This is a genomic window from Frankia sp. Hr75.2 (genome assembly GCF_949319125.1).
GTDB lineage: Bacteria > Actinomycetota > Actinomycetes > Frankiales > Frankiaceae > Parafrankia > Parafrankia soli.
This window is the reverse complement of the sequence record NZ_CASGGV010000294.1, coordinates 12503-29107: the sequence shown is the minus strand read 5'-3', so window position 1 is coordinate 29107 and position 16605 is coordinate 12503. Positions and strand designations below refer to the sequence as shown.

Below are 16605 nucleotides of genomic sequence, written 5' to 3'. Positions count from 1 at the left end.
CGTGCCGGCCGGTTGGGGTCCGGGAGGTGACATGCGCGTCAGATCGTTCGCGGTTGTCGGGTTCGGCCTCGTTGCCGTGCTGCTGGCCGGCGGCTGCCAGCGCGGCGGGCCGGTGATCCCGGGCAGCCCGGCGGCCCCGTCGGCAGCGGGGGCCGCGGCGGCCGGCACCGTCGTGCGCTCCCTGACCGTGGACGGGCGTGAGCGCTCCTACCGTGCGCACGTCCCGGCGGCGGGGGGCGTCGACCTGCCGGTGATGATCGTCCTGCACGGGGGCGGAGGCAACGGGGAGCTCACCGAGCGGCAGACCGGGTTCAGCGAGCTCGCCGACGAGGCCGGCTTCCTCGCCGTCTACCCCGACGGAACGGCCCGCGCGGGTGGTCGCCTGCTCACCTGGAACGCCGGCAACTGCTGTGGATTCGCCCGTGACAACGACATCGACGACGTGGCCTTCATCGGCGCGCTGCTCGACGACCTCGCCGAGCGGTATCCCGTCGACCTGGATCGGGTCGGTGTCACCGGGCTCTCCAACGGAGCCATGATGAGCTACCGGATCGGCTGCGAGCTCTCGGCGCGGGTCGCGATCATCGCCCCGGTGGCCGGGGCCATGAACGTGGACGGCTGCCAGCCCACGCGGCCCGTGGCTGTACTGGCCATCCACGGCACCGCCGATGACAACGTCCCCTACGCGGGCGGGCGGTCCACGGGGCGCGGGGTCGGCACCGAGAACGACCGGGTGGACCAGTCCGTCGCCTACGCCATCCAGTTCTGGGCCGAGCACAACGCGTGCGGAGCAACGCCCGAGGCCGAGGGGGTCGACGGGCCCGGCGGCCCCGTCCCGGGCGGAACCGTCGGGCCCGGAGGGCCCTGGGTGCCGGAGCCGTCGGCCGTCCCGGACGGCACCGTGATCCGCACGACCTACTCAGGATGCGCCCGGGGCGCCGACGTCGTCCTCTACAGCGTCGGCGGGGGCGGGCACGCCTGGCCGGGTGGAACGAAGATCCGCCCACGCGCCGACGACGCTCCGGACGCCCCCGACGCGACCCGGGTCATCTGGGAGTTCCTCGCCTCCCACAGCTAGCGCCGCATCAGGGTGGGTCCACCAGGTGTGGCCGTTCGCCGGCACCCTCGAGATCCGCTTCGTCATGTCTCGATGGGAATGTCTGCCGCGGTGGCAGGGGAAGCGGGGAGTGGCAAGGCAGGCTGGTGGGAGAGCAGCGCAGATCGCTACACTTTCGTGGTGCCGGTGCCACGCCGGGTCGGCGGCATAGATGAGCTGGCCGTTTGGGGGCGGGAAGCCGATGACCGCGACCCCGGAACTGGAACTGCTGCCGTCTGATCCCACGAGGATCGGGCCGTATTTGCTTCTCGGCAGGCTCGGTGAGGGCGGGTCCTCCGTCGTCTTTCTTGGACAGCGGCCGGACGGTCAGCGAGCCGCGGTGAAGGTCCTCAAGAATGATTCGGACGACCCGGTGATGCTCCGGTCGAACTTCGAGAGCGAGCTCGTGATCGCGCGCCGCGTCCCGACGACCTGTACAGCGGTGGTACTGGACGCGGAGCTGGGCCCGGGCCGGTGGTGGATCGCCTACGAGTACATCCCGGGTCGCACTCTGCGTGAGCTGGTGGCCGAATCCGGGGCGCTCCCGACGGCGGACGTCGCACAGGTCGCGACTGTTTTGGCCATGGCGCTCGAATCGGTCCATGCAGCCGGCTTCGCTCACCTCGACGTCACGCCCTCGAACATCATAATGTCGAGAGTCGGTCCGAAGCTCGTCGACTTCGGGACGGCCCAGATCATTCCCCCGGCGGGAATCATTGAGGGATTTCGTTCGGGAACCCGGGGATTCATGGCTCCCGAGCGTGCGGCGTCGGGAACGGTTTCAAAGGCGGTCGATGTCTTCGGCTGGGGAGCGGTTGTCGTCTTCGCGGCGACGGGCGACTACACATTCGAGGACCCGGCACCGGAGAATACGCCGGCCAGTCTCCCGGACGACCTCAGGGTCCTGGTCGGCCGGACGCTGGCGGCCGAGCCCGCTCGCCGCCCTGACATTTCCACCGTACTTGCCCTGTTGCTGGAGCATGTACATCACCATGTGGAACCGGCTCCCCCCACGTCGGGCCTCAGGGTTTCCCCGACCTCCGGCATCGTCCCGGAACTGGGCGATTCATGGACGAGTGATCTATCCGGGCGCAGAATCCCTTCGCCTTCGGAGTGGTCCGTCCCGGTTCAAGGCGCTCCCGCGGGCGAGTGGACCGGAACCCAGGTCCCGGGTCCGGTGTTCACCGCGCCGGCAGTGGACGGACGTCTGGTCGGCGACCCGCTGGCCGAGGCGGTGTCGACGGCCCTGACCTGCGCGGTCTGCGGTGTGGTCAACCATGTCACCATCTTCGTCGAGACGATCACCTACTGCGTCTCCGGTCATGTTCTTGCGGTGAGCTGGGACTAGGACGGCAATGACTTCGTTATTCGACCAGATCGCGACCCTGCTGGACCCGCGGTTCGTCCGCAGCGCTCTCCTGCAGGTGCTCGTTTTCCTTGCGGCCAACGGGTTCCTCGTCATCTCCGCGATCGGCTGGACGGACACCGCGACCTGGTGGTACGCCCGTTCCGGTACGGAGAAGACCGCGCTCGTCACCGTCACCGTCGCCGCGTTGGTCACCGGGGCGATGGCTCTGGCCGGCCAGATACACGGCCTGCTGCGGATGTACCAGGGTTACGCCCTGCGTGGGCCGTTGCGTGTAATCGGGGAGCGCCAACGGACCCGTCACCTCCGGATATTCGACAGGCTGCTCGCAGGATCGCCGCTTCGGTACTCGCGTTACCCGCCCCTGGCCCAGTGGGTAATGCCGTCCGCTCTCGGTAACATGATGCGAAGCTCGGAGACCCACGCCTTCCAGCGATACCGCATTGATTCGGCGGTCGTCTGGCCACGCCTGTACGCGGTGCTGCCGCCTGACTTCAGGACCGAGCTGGCCGTGTCCAAGACACGCGTCGACGGCGCGGTCGCGTCGCTGACCCTCGCGTTGCTCTTCACGGTCAGCGGCACGGCCGTCGCGGCGCTGACCCTGCCGTGGCACGCGCCGCTGCTCTGCCTGGCGCTCGGGTCCGCCGTGAGCTGGGCCGCGCATCGGGGCCTGCTCAGAAGCGCGGCGCCGTACGCCGAGCTCGTGAGATCGGCGTTCGACCTGCACCGCGGTCTTGTGATCGACGCGGTCGGCTGGACCAGAGCGACGTCATTCGGCGCGGAACGCCGCCAGTGGGCGCAGATCTGCCGGCTGTGGTACCAGGGCATCCCTGACGGTCCAGAAGGCGCGCGGGCGCTCGGTTACCCGTCGGCTCCCCCTGAGTCGACGCGGGTCTAGCACATCGGGGAGGGTCCTGGCTCTTCTCCTCGGAAGGGTGGTGGCGGCAGGGCGGCGCGGTGCTCACAGTCCCGGGACGGGGCCCGGCCTCCTACGAGACGTCCAGGCGGTGCTCGTGCGCGTAGGCCGCCCACAGGCGGGCGTAGTGGCCGCCGGCCGCCATCAGCGCGCCGTGCGTGCCGTCCTCGACGAGACGGCCGCCGTCCAGCACCAGCACGCGGTCGGCGCGCGCGGCGGTGGTCAGCCGGTGCGCGACCACCACCGTGGTGCGCGAGCGCCCGACCTCGGCCGCGGCGCGGGCGACCGCGGCCTCGGAGGCGAGGTCGAGGGCCGCTGTGGCCTCGTCGAGCAGGAGAATGTCCGGCCCGACGAGGTGGGCGCGGGCGAGGGCGAGGAGCTGGCGCTGGCCGGCGGAGAGGTTGCGGCCCTGGTCGCGCACCCGGTAGCCGTAGCCGCCGGGCAGCCCGGCGATCATCTCCTCGGCCCCCGCGGTGCGCGCGGCCGCTCTGACCTGCTCGTCCGGTGCGTCGGGACGTCCATAGGCGATCGCGTCGCGGACCGTGCCCGCGAACAGGTGGGCCTCCTGGGGCACCGGGCCCAGCCGCCGCCGGTAGTCGGCCAACGCGTACCCGCGGACGTCGACGCCGTCGACGCGCAGCGTGCCCTCGGTGAGGTCGTAGTAGCGAGCTATGATCTTGGTGAGGGTCGACTTGCCCGAGCCCGTCCGGCCCACCAGCGCCACCGTCTGGCCGGCGGGGATGGTGACGTTCACCTCCCGCAGCGCGGCCGTGGCGGAGCCCGGGTAGGTGAAGCCGGCGCCGGTGAGGCTGATCTCGCCGCGCAGCCGCTCGACCGGCCGCGCGTGCGGGGTGTCCGCCGGCACGGGTTGGACGGCCATCAGCTCCCGGGCGTGCCCCAGCGCCACCATGACCGCCTGGTACTCGTCGAACACCTCGGCGAGATCCTGGATCGGCGCGAAGAACAGCTCGATGTAGAGCAGGTAGGCGGCGAGCGCGCCGATGGTCAGCGTCCCGGCGTGTACCCGCCCGGAGCCGACGAGCAGCACCGCCACGCTCGCCGCCGTCGACAGCAACTGGATGTAGGGGAAGTAGTAGGCGAGGTACCGGACGGCGCGTAACCGCTGGTCGCGGTAGGTGGCGCTGCGGTCGCGGTAACGGTCGAGGGTGTCGGGCTCGCGGCGGAACGCCTGGACGACCCGTATCGCGGTGACGTTCTCCTGTAGCTCGGCGGTGAGCTCGGCCAGGCTCTCGCGGGCGTCGGCGTGCGCCCGCGCGGCCCGTCCGCGGAAGAACACCGTGCCGATGACGAGTGGCGGGACCAGCGCGAACACGGCCAGTGCGAGGCCGGGGTCGATGACGACCAGGGCGATCGCGATGCCCAGCGCCGTCAGAACGGAGACGGCGGATGACGCGGCGTCGCTCCGCATGAAGTCGGCGATCTGGTCGACGTCCGAGGTGAGGCGGGTCATCACCCGTCCACTGGCCTCGCGTTCGTAGAAGTCGAGGCCGAGGCGTTGCAGGTGCGCGAACAGCTTCACCCGCAGCAGGTAGCCGACCCGTGCGCCGAGACGGCCGACCACCCGGATCTGGGCGGTGTGCGCGCTCCACAAGACGGCGATGACGGCGACGCCGACCCCGGCGGTGCCGAGTACCACCGGCAGCGAGCGGGCCGTCACGCCCTCGTCGATGCCGTGCCGGATCAGGATGGGCAGCGCCAGCGTGGTGAGGCTGTCGATGACGAGCAGCAGCCAGGCGATGGTGAGCGAGGCCCACAGCAGCCGGCCGATGGCGGCGAGCCCGAAGCGGGGGTCGCGGGCGCGGACGACCTCCTGGTCCAGGTCCGGGGTGTCCAGGGCGGGCGGCAGCGCCAGCACCCGGCGCCGCAGCGCCGCCGGCAGTCCTTCCAGTTCGGGAACGGCGGCGGCCTGGATGTCCGGCACCGGGGTCTCGGTGGGTGTGGTCGCTTCCGTGGGCTCGCGGGGCCGCGGGGCCGCGAAGTCACCCGGATCGCCCTGGTCGGCCGGATCGTCCTGGTCGGCCGGGTCGTCCGGGGTGATCAGGTCGCGGTAGGCGGCGCAGCGCGCGATCAGCTCGTCGTGGGTGCCGATGTCGAGGATCCGGCCCTGCTCGACGACCCCGATCCGGTCGGCCAGGCGCAGCGTCGCCCGGCGGTGGGCGATCAGCAGTGTCGTCCGGGTCGAGGTGACCGTCCGCAGCTCCCGGTGGATCTCCGCCTCGACCTCCGCGTCGATCGCGGACGTCGCGTCGTCCAGCACGAGGACGGGAGTGTCGGCGACGATCGCCCGGGCGATCGCGACGCGCTGGCGCTGGCCCCCGGAGAGCGTCAGGCCGCGTTCGCCGACCCTGGTCCGGTAGCCCTCGGGCAGGTCGGTGGCGAACTCGTCGACCCGCGACGCGCGCGCCGCCGCGAGCACCGTCGCGGTCGGGGCGTCCCGGCACCCGTAGGCGATGTTCTCCCACAGGCTGGTCGAGAACAGCAGGCCGTCGTCGCCGACGACGCCGATCAGCCCGCGCAGGCTCGTCAGCGTCAGATCGCGCACGTCGTGCCCGTACACCCGCACGACGCCCGCGGACGGGTCGTAGAAGCGGCTGAGCAGCGCCGCGACGGTGGACTTGCCGGAGCCGGAGCGGCCGACGAGCGCGACCGTCTCGCCGGGCGCCACCGCCAGCCGGAAGCCGTCCAGGACCGGCCGGCCGTCCTGGTAACCGAACGAGACGTCGTCGAACTCGACGGCCGCGGCACCCGGCACCGGCCGGGCCTGGGCAGGCCGCACCTTCGCCGGCCCGTCCGCGGGGTCTTCGGCGACGTCGCTGTTCTCGGCGACGTCGAGGTCGGCCGCGTCCGGGCGCTGGACGACGGTGGGGCCGGTGTCGATGACCTCGAAGATCCGCTCGGCGCTGGCCCGCGCCTGCTGGGCCAGGGTCACCAGCGCGACCAGGTTGCGGATCGGCTGGTTGATCCTGGTCAGGTAGGTGGCGAACGCGATGAAGGTGCCGAGCGAGAGCTGGCCGTGCACGGCGAGCGCGCCGCCGAAGGCGAGCATCGCGATCTGCCCCAGCGACGGCACGGCCCGGATCGACGGCGCGAAGCGGCTGTCGATGCGCACCACGCGCAGCTGGTGGGCGAACAGCCTGGCGGCCACCGCCTCCAGCCGGTTCAGCTCGCGTTCCTCCTGCCCGAAGCCCTTGACGACCCGCACGCCGAACACCGTCGCCGCCACCACCCCGGCGACCGCCGCCTCCTGCTGCTGCGCGTACCAGGAGGCGGGGAACAGCGTCACGCGACTGGTCAGGGAGAGCGCGCCGAGCACCGGCAGGGTCACCAGCGCGACGGCGGTGAGCCGCGGGGAGAGGACCACCATCGCCCCGAGCGAGACGGCCAGCGCCACAAGGCCGCCGAGTGCCGTGGGGGTACGGGTGAGCAGGTTCTGGACCCGGGTCAGATCCGAGGTGTTGCGGCCGATCACCTGGCCGATCTCCAGGGAGTCCTGGCCGGCGCCGTCCAGGCGGGTGAGCGAGGTGAACATCGCTGTCCGCAGGTCGTGCGTGACCTCCTGCGTCATGCGGGCTCCGCAGCGCCGGCGCACCATGAGGAGGAGGTAGGCGGCGATCCCGGCCAGCAGCATCAGCCCGGCCCAGGGCAGCATCGGCCGGGACCGCGCGATGATCACATCATCGATGATCACTCTGGGTAGCAGCGGGGTGAGCGCGTTGATGGTCATCCCGGTCACCGCACAGACCCAGGTGGTGATCAGCGCCGCGCGGTGCCGCCAGCACTGACGCGTCAGCCGGCGGAGCCAGCCGGCCTTCCCGCCCGCGACCGCGCCGCGGGACACCGTGCTGCGGGACATCGGGTCGCGGGACACCGGGCCGTGGGAAACGGTACGGGGTGACGGAAGTCCGGCGATGGCGCGAAAGCCTACCGCCGCGGGCGTCCACACGGGCCGGGCTGGACGCCTGGGACACACCCGTGGAGGTGGACTGGTGAGTGTTTTCGCTAGCAGGGCTGGGTCGCAGGACCCACCTGCCGGCCGTGACGGCCGTGACGGCCGGCGTGGCCGGGACCGTCGCGTCGGCGGGCGGGTGCGCGAGCGCACCGACGAGGTGGCCCGGGTGTTGGACCTGGCCCGCCGCCACCTCGGGACGGACGTCGCCTGGCTGTCGCGGTTCACCGGGGACGAACAGGTCATCGACCTGATCTCCGGGGAGGGTGAGCTGGTCGAGCGCCTGGTCGGCAGGCATGTCGAGCAGGAGGCGACCTACTGTGCCCGGGTGCTGGACGGGCGGCTGCCCGCCGTCATTCCCGACGCCCGGGCGGATCAGCGCACCGCCGCCCTGGCCGTCACCCGCGAGCTGGGCATCGGCTCGTACGTGGGCGCGCCTGTGTACCTCGACAGCGGCGAGTTCTACGGCATGCTGTGCGCGCTGAGCACCGAGCCGGACCCGGGCCTGGGTGACCGCGAGGCCCGCTTCCTGGGCCTGCTCGCCGACGTCGTGGCGGACGCGGTGTCCGCCCTGCACCGCGGCGGGGCGGACGACGACCACATCCGGAGCGTGATCGCGCGGGTCATCGCCCGCGGCGGGCCGGTGATGGTCTTCCAGCCGGTGTTCGACCTGCCGACGCACGGCCTCGTGGGCGCCGAGGCGCTGGCCCGCTTCCCCACCTTCCCCGCGCCGCCGGGGGAGCCGGCCGGGGACCTCGGTGAGGAGACCGGTGACCAGGCTGGCGGGGCGGCCGGTGAGGAGGCCGACGACCGCAGCGCCGCCGGCCCGTACTTCGGTGATCTTCCGCCGGACCGCTGGTTCGCGCACGCCGCGTCGGTCGGGATGGGAATCGATCTGGAGCTGGCGGCGATCCGGGCCGCGGTCGCGGAGCTGCCCAGGTTCCCGCGCGGGCTGTCGCTCGCGGTGAACGCGTCCCCGGCGACCATCGCGTCCGGCCGCCTCGGGGAGCTGCTAGCGGTCACGGCGGCCGACCAGCTGATCGTCGAGATCACCGAACGGGACGGCATCCACGACCTGCCCGGCACGCTCGCCCGCCTCTACGAGCTGCGGGACATGGGGGTGCGGATCGCGGTGGACAACGTCGGCGTCGCCTACGCGAGCCTGCGCCGGCTGGTGCAGATCCTGCCGGACGTCGTGAAGATGAACCGCTGGCTGACGACGGACGTCGGTGCCGACGCGGCGCGGCGCGCGCTCGTCGAGGCGCTCGTGCACTTCTCCCGGCAGATCGGGGCGTGTCTCGTGGCGGAGGGCATCCAGAGGGCGGACGAGCTGCGCGTGCTGACCGCCGCCGGTGTGGACCAGGGGCAGGGCGAGTTCCTGGGCCCGCCGGGGCCGTTGCCGCTGCCCGCGCACGGCCGGTGCGTCCCGGTACGTCCCGGCGAGTCACGGGCCGCTGGTGTCCGCGTGCGCGTCCTGAATCCGGCCCCGGCGTAAATACAGTGTGGTCTTCCGCGGTGGCCCGGAGCTTTTTTCGATAGAGATCGTTGCCCGCCGTTGGGGAAACCGGGACAGTGTCGTGTCGTGGGCATCGTGAACAAGGTCCGGTGGCTGAATCGGCGTGCGGCGGTTTCCGCCATGTCCGGAATCGCCGGAACCCTGCTGATCGGAATGGGCGCCTGTGCGCCGTCGGCGGGTGGCCAGCCCCCGAGCGGGCCCGAAGGCGACTGGGAGATCACCGTCTACTACACGGCCGTGGAGCGTTTCCATGACGGCCCACCTCTGACGGTGCGGGGCTGCCCCCAGCTTGACTGCGTCTTTGGTAACGATTTCCTCGGGACGTTCCCGGCCGGATTCGTCCAGGTGGTGCGCGAGGAGGGAACGGGGCGGATCACCAGCGGCCCGCGGCGGGGCTCGGCGCTGAACTGGTCGTACGATTCCGGCTTCTGGATCGACGATGTCCCGGTCGACACCGCCGGGCGGGCGCTGGTCCCGTTCCGCAGCGCCGCGGCCGACTCCTCCACCCTGCCGGCCGGCACGACCTTCGTGGTCGAGGACTGCGGGCACGAGGAGGACGGCTCCGAGATCGACCCGAACGCCTGCGCGGCGCTGCGGCGCGGGACGTGGGAGGTCCGGGACGAGTTCACGCCGGGGCTTGGCGGGCAGCGCCACCTCGATCTCTACATCGGCGAGGAGGACGTCGCCGGATTCACCGACCGCAGCCCGCTTTACCTGACCGGCCTCGGCGCACGCGTCGCCATCACCGGCCGGGCCTCGCGGTAGCACTCCGGGAGAACCGTGCGAACGAAATCCACGGGAACAGGCGCACCACGGGGCGAAAACGCGGGTCCGGGGAAAGCCGGAAACAGATCCGTGAAAGCGACGGGCGTGGGAGCCCAGGTGGACTCCCACGCCCGTCAGATCTACCCGCCCGCGACGACGGAGCCGGCCGCGACGAAGGTGTATCCGAGGGCGCGCACGCCCTCCACGGTCTGGCGCAGGTAGTCAACGCCCAGATACGGGTGGTAGAACATGCTGGCGAAACCGTCCCGGACGACCAGATTGCGCCGGGCCGCGTCGATCAGCTCCGCAGGCAGCCGCGCCGGGTGGTTGTTGAACGGCTCGGGCTCGATGTTCCCGATGTTCTCCGGAATGACGAAGGACCCGTGGACGTCCGTCACCGGGTACGGGAAGAACTGGCCGCCGTACTTCGTGTGGTCCACCGCGCCGCCGGCGAGCTGGTTGCGGAAGTAGAGCCCGCGGTCGTAGCGGCGCGGGAACTTCGCCCGGGCCGCGGCGTAGTCGGGGGCGGACGCGGCGTAGTGCGGGAACTCGAAGGTCGTCGGCACCGGCAGCCCGGCGGCGGTGAACGCGGCGGCCGAGCCGTTCATCCGGTCGGTCGCCCACGTCTGGCTGTCGCCGGGCACGGGTCCGTCGTAGACCACGTAGTCCTGGGCGTCGACATGCGCCCGGAAGAACTCGAAGTCGTCCGCGCTCGCGCCCGAGTACGGGTTGGCGACGTTCGAGAACTGGTGTGTCCAGCCGTGCATGATCAGTGTGCCGCCGCGCTGGGTCATGTACTTCAGCGCGCTGACCACCGCCGGTCTGGACGCGAGGGTGTAGTCCTGCGGTACGCCGTTGTTGTACGTGCCGTTCGCGTCCACATACCGCGGGTAGACGGCGACCGAGAACGTTACCTGCGCGGAGGACAGGTAGTCGGCGATCGCGTGCAGCTCCGCGGGGTCGGCGTCCGGCCCGACGTCTTCGACGCGGACGAGCCCGCGGTGCCGGGCGGCGGTCTGCGGCGCGAGGACGTCGAAGAGCATGTCGGCCACCGCGAGGTAGCGGTCGGTCATGTCGGCGTAGGCGAACGGGATCTCGCCGATGTAGGTCAGGTTCCCGGACCGCAGCGCCCAGGGGAAGCGGGTGCCGTCACCGCGCACCGCCTCGGCGAGCACCGTGGCCCTGGTGGTGTCCACGGAGGCGTAGTTCATGATCCCGGCGGCGTTCGCCGCGTACCGGGTCAGGTCGGTCCCTTTGTAGCTGACGGTCCCGATCGCCGACGTGTCGAAGCCGGACCAGTTCCACCCGTACGTCGTCGGGAAGGTCGGCGCCTGCGACGTGAGCTGCCAGATGTTGTTGTACATCCACACCACGGGCCGGCTGCCCGCCAGCACGTCGGTGAGGAAGGCCGTCGGGACCTGCTCGTCGTAGGTCGACCCGACGTACACCACCGCGGCGTACGCGGACATCTGGCCCGCGGTGTACGAGCTGACCGGACGGGCCTGCCAGGTGCCGAACCGGGAGGCCAGGTTGGCCGCCTGCATGGCGTACTGCTCGCCCAGCCACCCCCACGCGCCGGTGGTGTCGTACAGGATCAGGGTGCCCGTCCCGGTCGCCTGGCCGGACGGCGCCGGCGCGGCCCCGGGCCCGGTGGCGCCGTCCGGTGACGCGGGCGGGCGCTGGTTCGTGCCCGGGACGGGCCGCGCGGCCCGCCGCGGCGGCGGGGTGCGCGGCGGCGCCGGTGGAGCCGGCGGTGAGGCGAAGCGCCCCTCGGCGGGCAGCACCTGCGGGGTGGCCGCGCGGGCGTGCCGCGGCGGGTGTCTGGGCGCGTCCGGTGCCGCGGCCACGGGTGCCGCGGCACCGGCACCGGCGCCGGCACCGAGCACGACCGCGAGCAGCCCGGCGGTCGTCGCCGCGCGGCCACCGCGTCTGATGCCCCGGCGGACACCCCGGCCGGTGCCGTCGGGACGGCTCGTGTGCCGGCGCGGGAGCCACCTGAGCGGCGGGGTCATGTTCCGGACTCCTCTCGTCGGCCGGCGGCGGAGCCGGTCAGCTCCTGCCCCGGGGCGGCCGGCTGGACGGGAATGGTGATCGTGCGCGGGCGCGGGACGAAGGAGTCCGGGGCGGGCCCGTCGCTGAAGCGGTGCGCGATCGCGGCGACGGTGCGGCGCGCCGCCTGCCCGTCGCCGTAGGGGTTGATCGCCTCCGCCATCGCCGCGTAGGCGACGGGATCGTCGAGGAGCCGGTCGACGGCCGCGACGATCCGGTTCGACTCGGTGCCGACCAGGCAGGCGGTGCCGGCCTGCACCCCCTCGGGCCGCTCGGTGTTGTCCCGCAGCACCAGGACCGGCTTGCCCAGGCTGGGCGCCTCCTCCTGGATACCGCCGCTGTCCGTCAGGACGACCGTCGCAGCCTTCATCAGGTGCGCGAAGGCGGCGTAGTCGACGGGATCGGCGACGAGGATGTTGGGGAACCCCTCCACCGGCGGCAGGACCGTCTCCCGCACCACCGGGTTGCGGTGCACGGGCAGCACGATCAGCAGCTCGGGCCGCTGCTCGGCCAGCCGGGCGAGCGCCGCGCCGATCCGCGCGAGCGGCTCCCCCCACGACTCGCGCCGGTGCGCGGTGACGAGCAGCACCTGCCGCCGGCCGTCGCCCGAGCGCTGGCGGACCTCGGCGAGCAGCCGGTCCGGCGGGGGCGGTGCCGCCGTGACGTGCAGCAGCGCGTCGATGACGGTGTTGCCGGTGACCAGCACGGACTCCGGCCGGATGCCCTCCGCCAGCAGGTTCGCCCGGGCCGACGGCGTGGGCGTCAGGTGCAGGTCGGCGAGCTGCGAGGTGAGCCGGCGGTTGATCTCCTCCGGGAACGGCGAGGCCGGGTCCTCGGTGCGCAGCCCGGCTTCCATGTGGACGACGGGCAGGCCCTGGTAGAACGCGGCGAGGGCACCGGTGAACGCCGTCGTCGTGTCGCCCTGGACGACCACGACGTCCGGGCGCACCTCGGCCATCACCGACTCCAGGCCGCCGAGCGAGCGGGTGGTCACCCCGGCCAGCGACTGCCGGTCCCGGAGGATCCCGAGGTCGTAGTCGGGAACTATGCCGAAGAGGTCGTTGACCTGGTCGAGCATGGACCGGTGCTGGCCGGTGACGGCCACGACCGGCCGCAGCGGGCCGGTCCGTCCAAGTTCATGGACCACCGGAGCCATCTTGATCGCCTCGGGTCTGGTGCCGTACACGAGCAGCACCGTGCGACCGTCAGAGCTGTCGGTCATGTCGAATCCTCCCATTCTTGATCGTTTGTGAACGGCTGAACTCCACCGCGCCGAGAGGCGGGTGCTCGGGGGCCGCCGCTCCGAACGGCGGCCGGTCGGCGCCAGCCGGAACGGCGGCCGGTCAGAACGGCGGCTGGTCGGTCGGGCGCAGGTGGCGGGCGCCGGACCCGCGGAACTCCACGACGGAGTCCTCGCAGTACAGGCCGACGGCACCGGAGACGTAGGGGCGCTCGGTGTCCTGCATCCGCACCGTGGGGACGCCGTCCACGGACACCGTCATCGAGTCCCGGTCGTGGATCACCTCCACCGTGTGCCAGCTGCCGAGGCGGGCCCGCGGCGCCGGCCCGCTGGCCAGGAACCGCTGGCCGCCGGGGTAGGCGGGGTCCTGCTTGCTGAGCTCCCAGCCGTTGGGCTTCAGCGCGAAGGCGTAGAAGTGCGCCGGGTCGGTGTAGTTCCAGAGCACCCAGCCGACCTCCCACGGGGCCGGGGTGCCGTGGCGCAGCTGGCGGACGGTGCGCACCTGCGTGGTGAACCGCACGTCGCCGTAGTGCTCCGAGCTGACCACCAGGCCGGCGTGGGTGCGCTCCGGTGCGTCGGCGGTCCGGGGGGCGAGTGTGATCACCAGGCCGCCGGCCTCGAGCTGCCCGGTGGTGCGGCCGTAGCCGTCGAAGACCGCCAGCCACGGGCCGTGCCTGGTCCCGTCCCGCCAGCGGGTCGGCCCGTCCTCGGTGCTGAGCGAGATGACCGCCCACAGCCCGGCGAGGGCGGCCATCCCGCCCGCGCTGACCAGCGCGAGGACGACGAGCCGATACCGGCGGCGGACCCGCCGACGCGGCGGGCGCGGCGAGCCGACGGCGGACCTGGCTGGCGGGCCGGCGCCGGGCCGGCCACGCTCCTGGCCGAGGTGGCGGCTGTGGTGGAGGTCGGTGTGGTCGTGGTTGGCGCTCACCGGTCCGGTCCCTCGGGAGCGGCGGACACCGGCTGGAGGGGCGTGGGTGGCGCGCTCTCCGGGGTTCGGGCGGTCTTGTGCCAGCTCGTCCGGCCGCTGACCACCCGTCCCATCGCCCACCAGCCGGCGACGAACCACACCAGCGCGTACAGCATGTAGAGGTGCGCATAGCCGGCTAGGCGGACCACGCCGAAGCCAACAAGCGGCTCGCGTGACCGGTAGATCAGCGCGCAGACCAGCGCCGGTCCCGCCGCCATCAGGTAGGCGCCGAGGAAGTAGCGCGGGTCCGGCGCCGGCCCGCCGGCGAGCCAGCTCGTCAGCACGCCCACCGTGCTGAGCACGAAGGCGGCCGTCAGCAGTGACGCGAGGAGGATCAGCAGCGGGCTGGAGAGGTGAAACAGCATGTCGGGCAGCGCCCGGGCCCGCGCCTGCCGCAGCACGCGGGGCATCAGCGCCCACGACTGCAGGTGGCCCTGGAACCAGCGCGACCGCTGCCGCAGCAGCCGTCCCAGCCGGACGACCCCCTGCTGGTGGACGTCCGCCTGCGGGCAGAACTGGTTGCGCCAGCCCGTCAGCAGCAGCCGGACACCGAGATCGAGATCCTCGGTCAGGCTGTGCGACCACGGGTCGCCGCCGAGGGACCGCAGCGCCGAGAGCCGGACGAACTGGCCGTTGCCACCGAGGCCGACATTGTCCAGTTGGCCGCGTCCGCGCTGGAAGACATCGGTGTAGATCACGAACTCCATGTCCTGGAGCCGGGCGAGCAGGCTGGTGTGCCGGTTGTTGATGCGCACGCCCGTCTGCACGCCGGCGGTGCGGGGATCGGCGAAGTAGGGGGCGACCGCCTCCACCGAGTGCGGGTCGAGACGGCCGTCCGCGTCGACCACGGCGATGATCACGTCGTCGGGGGCGCGGGCGGCGATCTCCGGGCGGGTCGCCAGATGGGCCACGGCGGCGTTCAGCGCGGCACCCTTGCCCCGTCGGGCGTCCGGTGGCTCGCGGCGCAGCAGCCACACCCGGTCGTCGGCCACCCCGCGGACGATCAGCGAGGTCCGGTCGTCCGAGCCGTCGTCGACGACGAGGGCCCGGCGGTTCGTGGCGGGGGAGAGCAGGAGCCGGCGCAGGCTCGCCTCGATGACCGCCTCCTCGTTGAGGCAGGGCATCACGAAGACGAAGAAGAGGCCGTCGGGGGGCGTGCCCGTCCGGGGCCGGTGGACACGGGAGAGCACCAGCATCGCGAACAGGTAGACCATCCCGAAGGTGATCATGGTTGCGGCGAGCAGGCGCGCGTCGCGGCCGTCGGTGTCGAGCAGGTTCACGTCGCCGCTCCGGGACCAGGCCGGGACGCGCCGCGCCGGGCCCGCAGCGCCAGTGCCAGCAGGACCCCGAGCAGGCCGACCGTCATGTACAGCACGAAGGCGAGGCCCACGAGGTTGGTCAGCAGATCCGAGAGCAGATCGAGCAGCACGGTCGCGTGGTCCGGGGAGGCGTCGCGGGCGACCGGGGCCGCGCCGCCCGCCCCGCCGGGAGCCTGGTGGGCGGGCGGGAGCCCTGCGCGGGTGAGCGCCGCGCCGGACGTCAGGGGGACGTGCATGGTTCCTCCGTGCGAGATGGGGTCCGTGCGGCGGCGGGACGGCCGTCGCCGCACGGGAGGTGGCGGCCGGTCGACGACCGGCGGCCGGTTCTCCTGCGCCCTGTCCGGACGCCAGCCGTCTCGGCGCGATCACGCCCGGGACCAGGCCCGGGGGCGGGCCGAGCCCAGGCACGTCGAACTCGGGACGCGCCGAACCCAGGTGTTCCTTGACCCGGGATGTGCCCAGCTCAGGGCGCGACGGGCATGACGAGCACCGGGCATGACGAGCACCGGGCGTGACCAGCCCCGCCACCGCGCTCCAGCGGGAGATCGCTGTGGCGCGCTGGTCGGTGGGTCAGCCCGGAGCCCGGGTCAGCCGATCGCTCCGGCCCGGATGAGACCATTGGACGGATCCAGCCGGGGCATCACGACCCGGCCAGCCAGCCGGCCGCCCAGGTGCCAGCCACCCTCACGGGTCGTTGGACGGTGTATTCGGCCGGCGCCGCAAGAAATGTCGACGGAACTATTCCGGTGCGGTGTCCAACTGATTCCCCGGAACGGATTGGAGGAATCAGGTTCGCGCGGTTTAGCGCTGGCCGGAGGAAACTATCGACGGGTCGGCCGGCGGTCGTTTCGAAAGTGGACAACGCCCGGTACGGCGACTCAGGATGTGCCGGCGTGGCAGTGGTTCACTGTGGCCCGGCAGCGCGCTCGGCGCCGGGCCAGGGGACACCCCGCAAGCTGTCTGAGCAGCTCGGATGTATGCCCGATGTGGGCCGTGGGCGGGGCCGGAGCGATACCGTCACGACACATCGCCGCCCGTGGGTTTCTGCTGATCCAAATCATTTCCCCCCATGGAGCCATGCCTCCCGGAACCGCCAGGTCGCCGAGACGCGACGGCTGCGATCTCGCTGAATCCTCAGTGGACCAGGGCGGGAGGGCGCCCCGTTACTTTCCTGTTCGGCGCTTATTCTTACACGCCGTGCGACTGTGGTGGCAGGGGGTTGAGGAATTTTCTTGCGCCGGCCCTCGCGTCACACGATGTGGTCTCGTTCGGTGCTGCCGTAAAGCGGATAGAAACCCTCGCTATTGTTTGTCCTGTTGAACGAGTACGGTGTCCTTGTGCGTCGTCCAGGCTGTGTCGTCCAGACGGAGTGGCGCGAGAGTTGAGCCTGCCCCGTGCAGC

Annotated in this window: 11 protein-coding genes; 5 read left to right on the top strand and 6 right to left on the bottom strand. The window is 72.2% G+C overall.

Annotated elements, in window-relative coordinates; translation table 11 throughout:
• Positions 1-31 precede the first annotated feature (31 nt).
• The 3 genes from AC559T_RS22475 (at position 32) to AC559T_RS22465 (ending at position 3360) form a co-directional block, all read left to right on the top strand.
• Positions 32-1078, top strand: coding sequence for a CE1 family esterase (locus AC559T_RS22475; protein ID WP_368955321.1), 1047 nt, complete (start codon positions 32-34; stop codon positions 1076-1078).
• Between the two features lie 220 nt (positions 1079-1298).
• On the top strand, positions 1299-2444 hold the full coding sequence (locus tag AC559T_RS22470; RefSeq protein ID WP_498870008.1) for a serine/threonine protein kinase: 1146 nt from the start codon (positions 1299-1301) through the stop codon (positions 2442-2444).
• 7 nt (positions 2445-2451) lie between these two features.
• A complete protein-coding gene (locus tag AC559T_RS22465; RefSeq protein ID WP_498870007.1) occupies positions 2452-3360 on the top strand; it encodes a hypothetical protein in 909 nt (302 codons plus the stop codon).
• 91 nt (positions 3361-3451) lie between these two features.
• Here AC559T_RS22465 and AC559T_RS22460 read toward each other — a convergent pair whose 3' ends face one another.
• Positions 3452-7267, bottom strand: a complete 3816-nt coding sequence (locus AC559T_RS22460; protein WP_498870006.1) for an ABC transporter ATP-binding protein — start codon at positions 7265-7267, stop codon at positions 3452-3454.
• 118 nt (positions 7268-7385) lie between these two features.
• Here AC559T_RS22460 and AC559T_RS22455 point away from each other — a divergent pair, with 118 nt between their 5' ends.
• Both AC559T_RS22455 and AC559T_RS22450 read left to right on the top strand, forming a co-directional pair.
• Positions 7386-8840, top strand: a complete 1455-nt coding sequence (locus tag AC559T_RS22455; RefSeq protein WP_498870005.1) for a sensor domain-containing phosphodiesterase — start codon at positions 7386-7388, stop codon at positions 8838-8840.
• A gap of 141 nt (positions 8841-8981) precedes the next feature.
• Positions 8982-9626 (top strand): RlpA-like double-psi beta-barrel domain-containing protein, encoded by a 645-nt coding sequence (locus AC559T_RS22450; protein ID WP_235014477.1) that lies wholly within the window; start codon positions 8982-8984, stop codon positions 9624-9626.
• Positions 9627-9766: 140 nt separating this feature from the next.
• Here AC559T_RS22450 and AC559T_RS22445 read toward each other — a convergent pair whose 3' ends face one another.
• The 5 genes from AC559T_RS22445 to AC559T_RS22425 all read right to left on the bottom strand — a co-directional run bounded on the left by AC559T_RS22445 (position 9767) and on the right by AC559T_RS22425 (position 15440).
• Positions 9767-11638 (bottom strand): DUF2334 domain-containing protein, encoded by a 1872-nt coding sequence (locus AC559T_RS22445; protein ID WP_498870004.1) that lies wholly within the window; start codon positions 11636-11638, stop codon positions 9767-9769.
• On the bottom strand, positions 11635-12897 hold the full coding sequence (gene wecB / locus AC559T_RS22440; protein ID WP_498870003.1) for a non-hydrolyzing UDP-N-acetylglucosamine 2-epimerase: 1263 nt from the start codon (positions 12895-12897) through the stop codon (positions 11635-11637). Before wecB ends, AC559T_RS22445 begins: the two co-directional genes overlap by 4 nt.
• Before the next feature lie 121 nt (positions 12898-13018).
• Complete coding sequence (locus AC559T_RS22435) at positions 13019-13846, bottom strand: 3-keto-alpha-glucoside-1,2-lyase-like domain-containing protein (protein WP_498870002.1); 828 nt, start codon at positions 13844-13846, stop codon at positions 13019-13021.
• Positions 13843-15165: a glycosyltransferase family 2 protein gene (locus AC559T_RS22430; protein WP_498870001.1), complete on the bottom strand. Its 1323-nt coding sequence runs from the start codon at positions 15163-15165 to the stop codon at positions 13843-13845. Before AC559T_RS22430 ends, AC559T_RS22435 begins: the two co-directional genes overlap by 4 nt.
• The gene (locus AC559T_RS22425; protein WP_071065807.1) at positions 15162-15440 is read right to left on the bottom strand and encodes a hypothetical protein; all 279 of its coding nucleotides are present in this window, start codon (positions 15438-15440) and stop codon (positions 15162-15164) included. Before AC559T_RS22425 ends, AC559T_RS22430 begins: the two co-directional genes overlap by 4 nt.
• Positions 15441-16605 lie beyond the last annotated feature (1165 nt).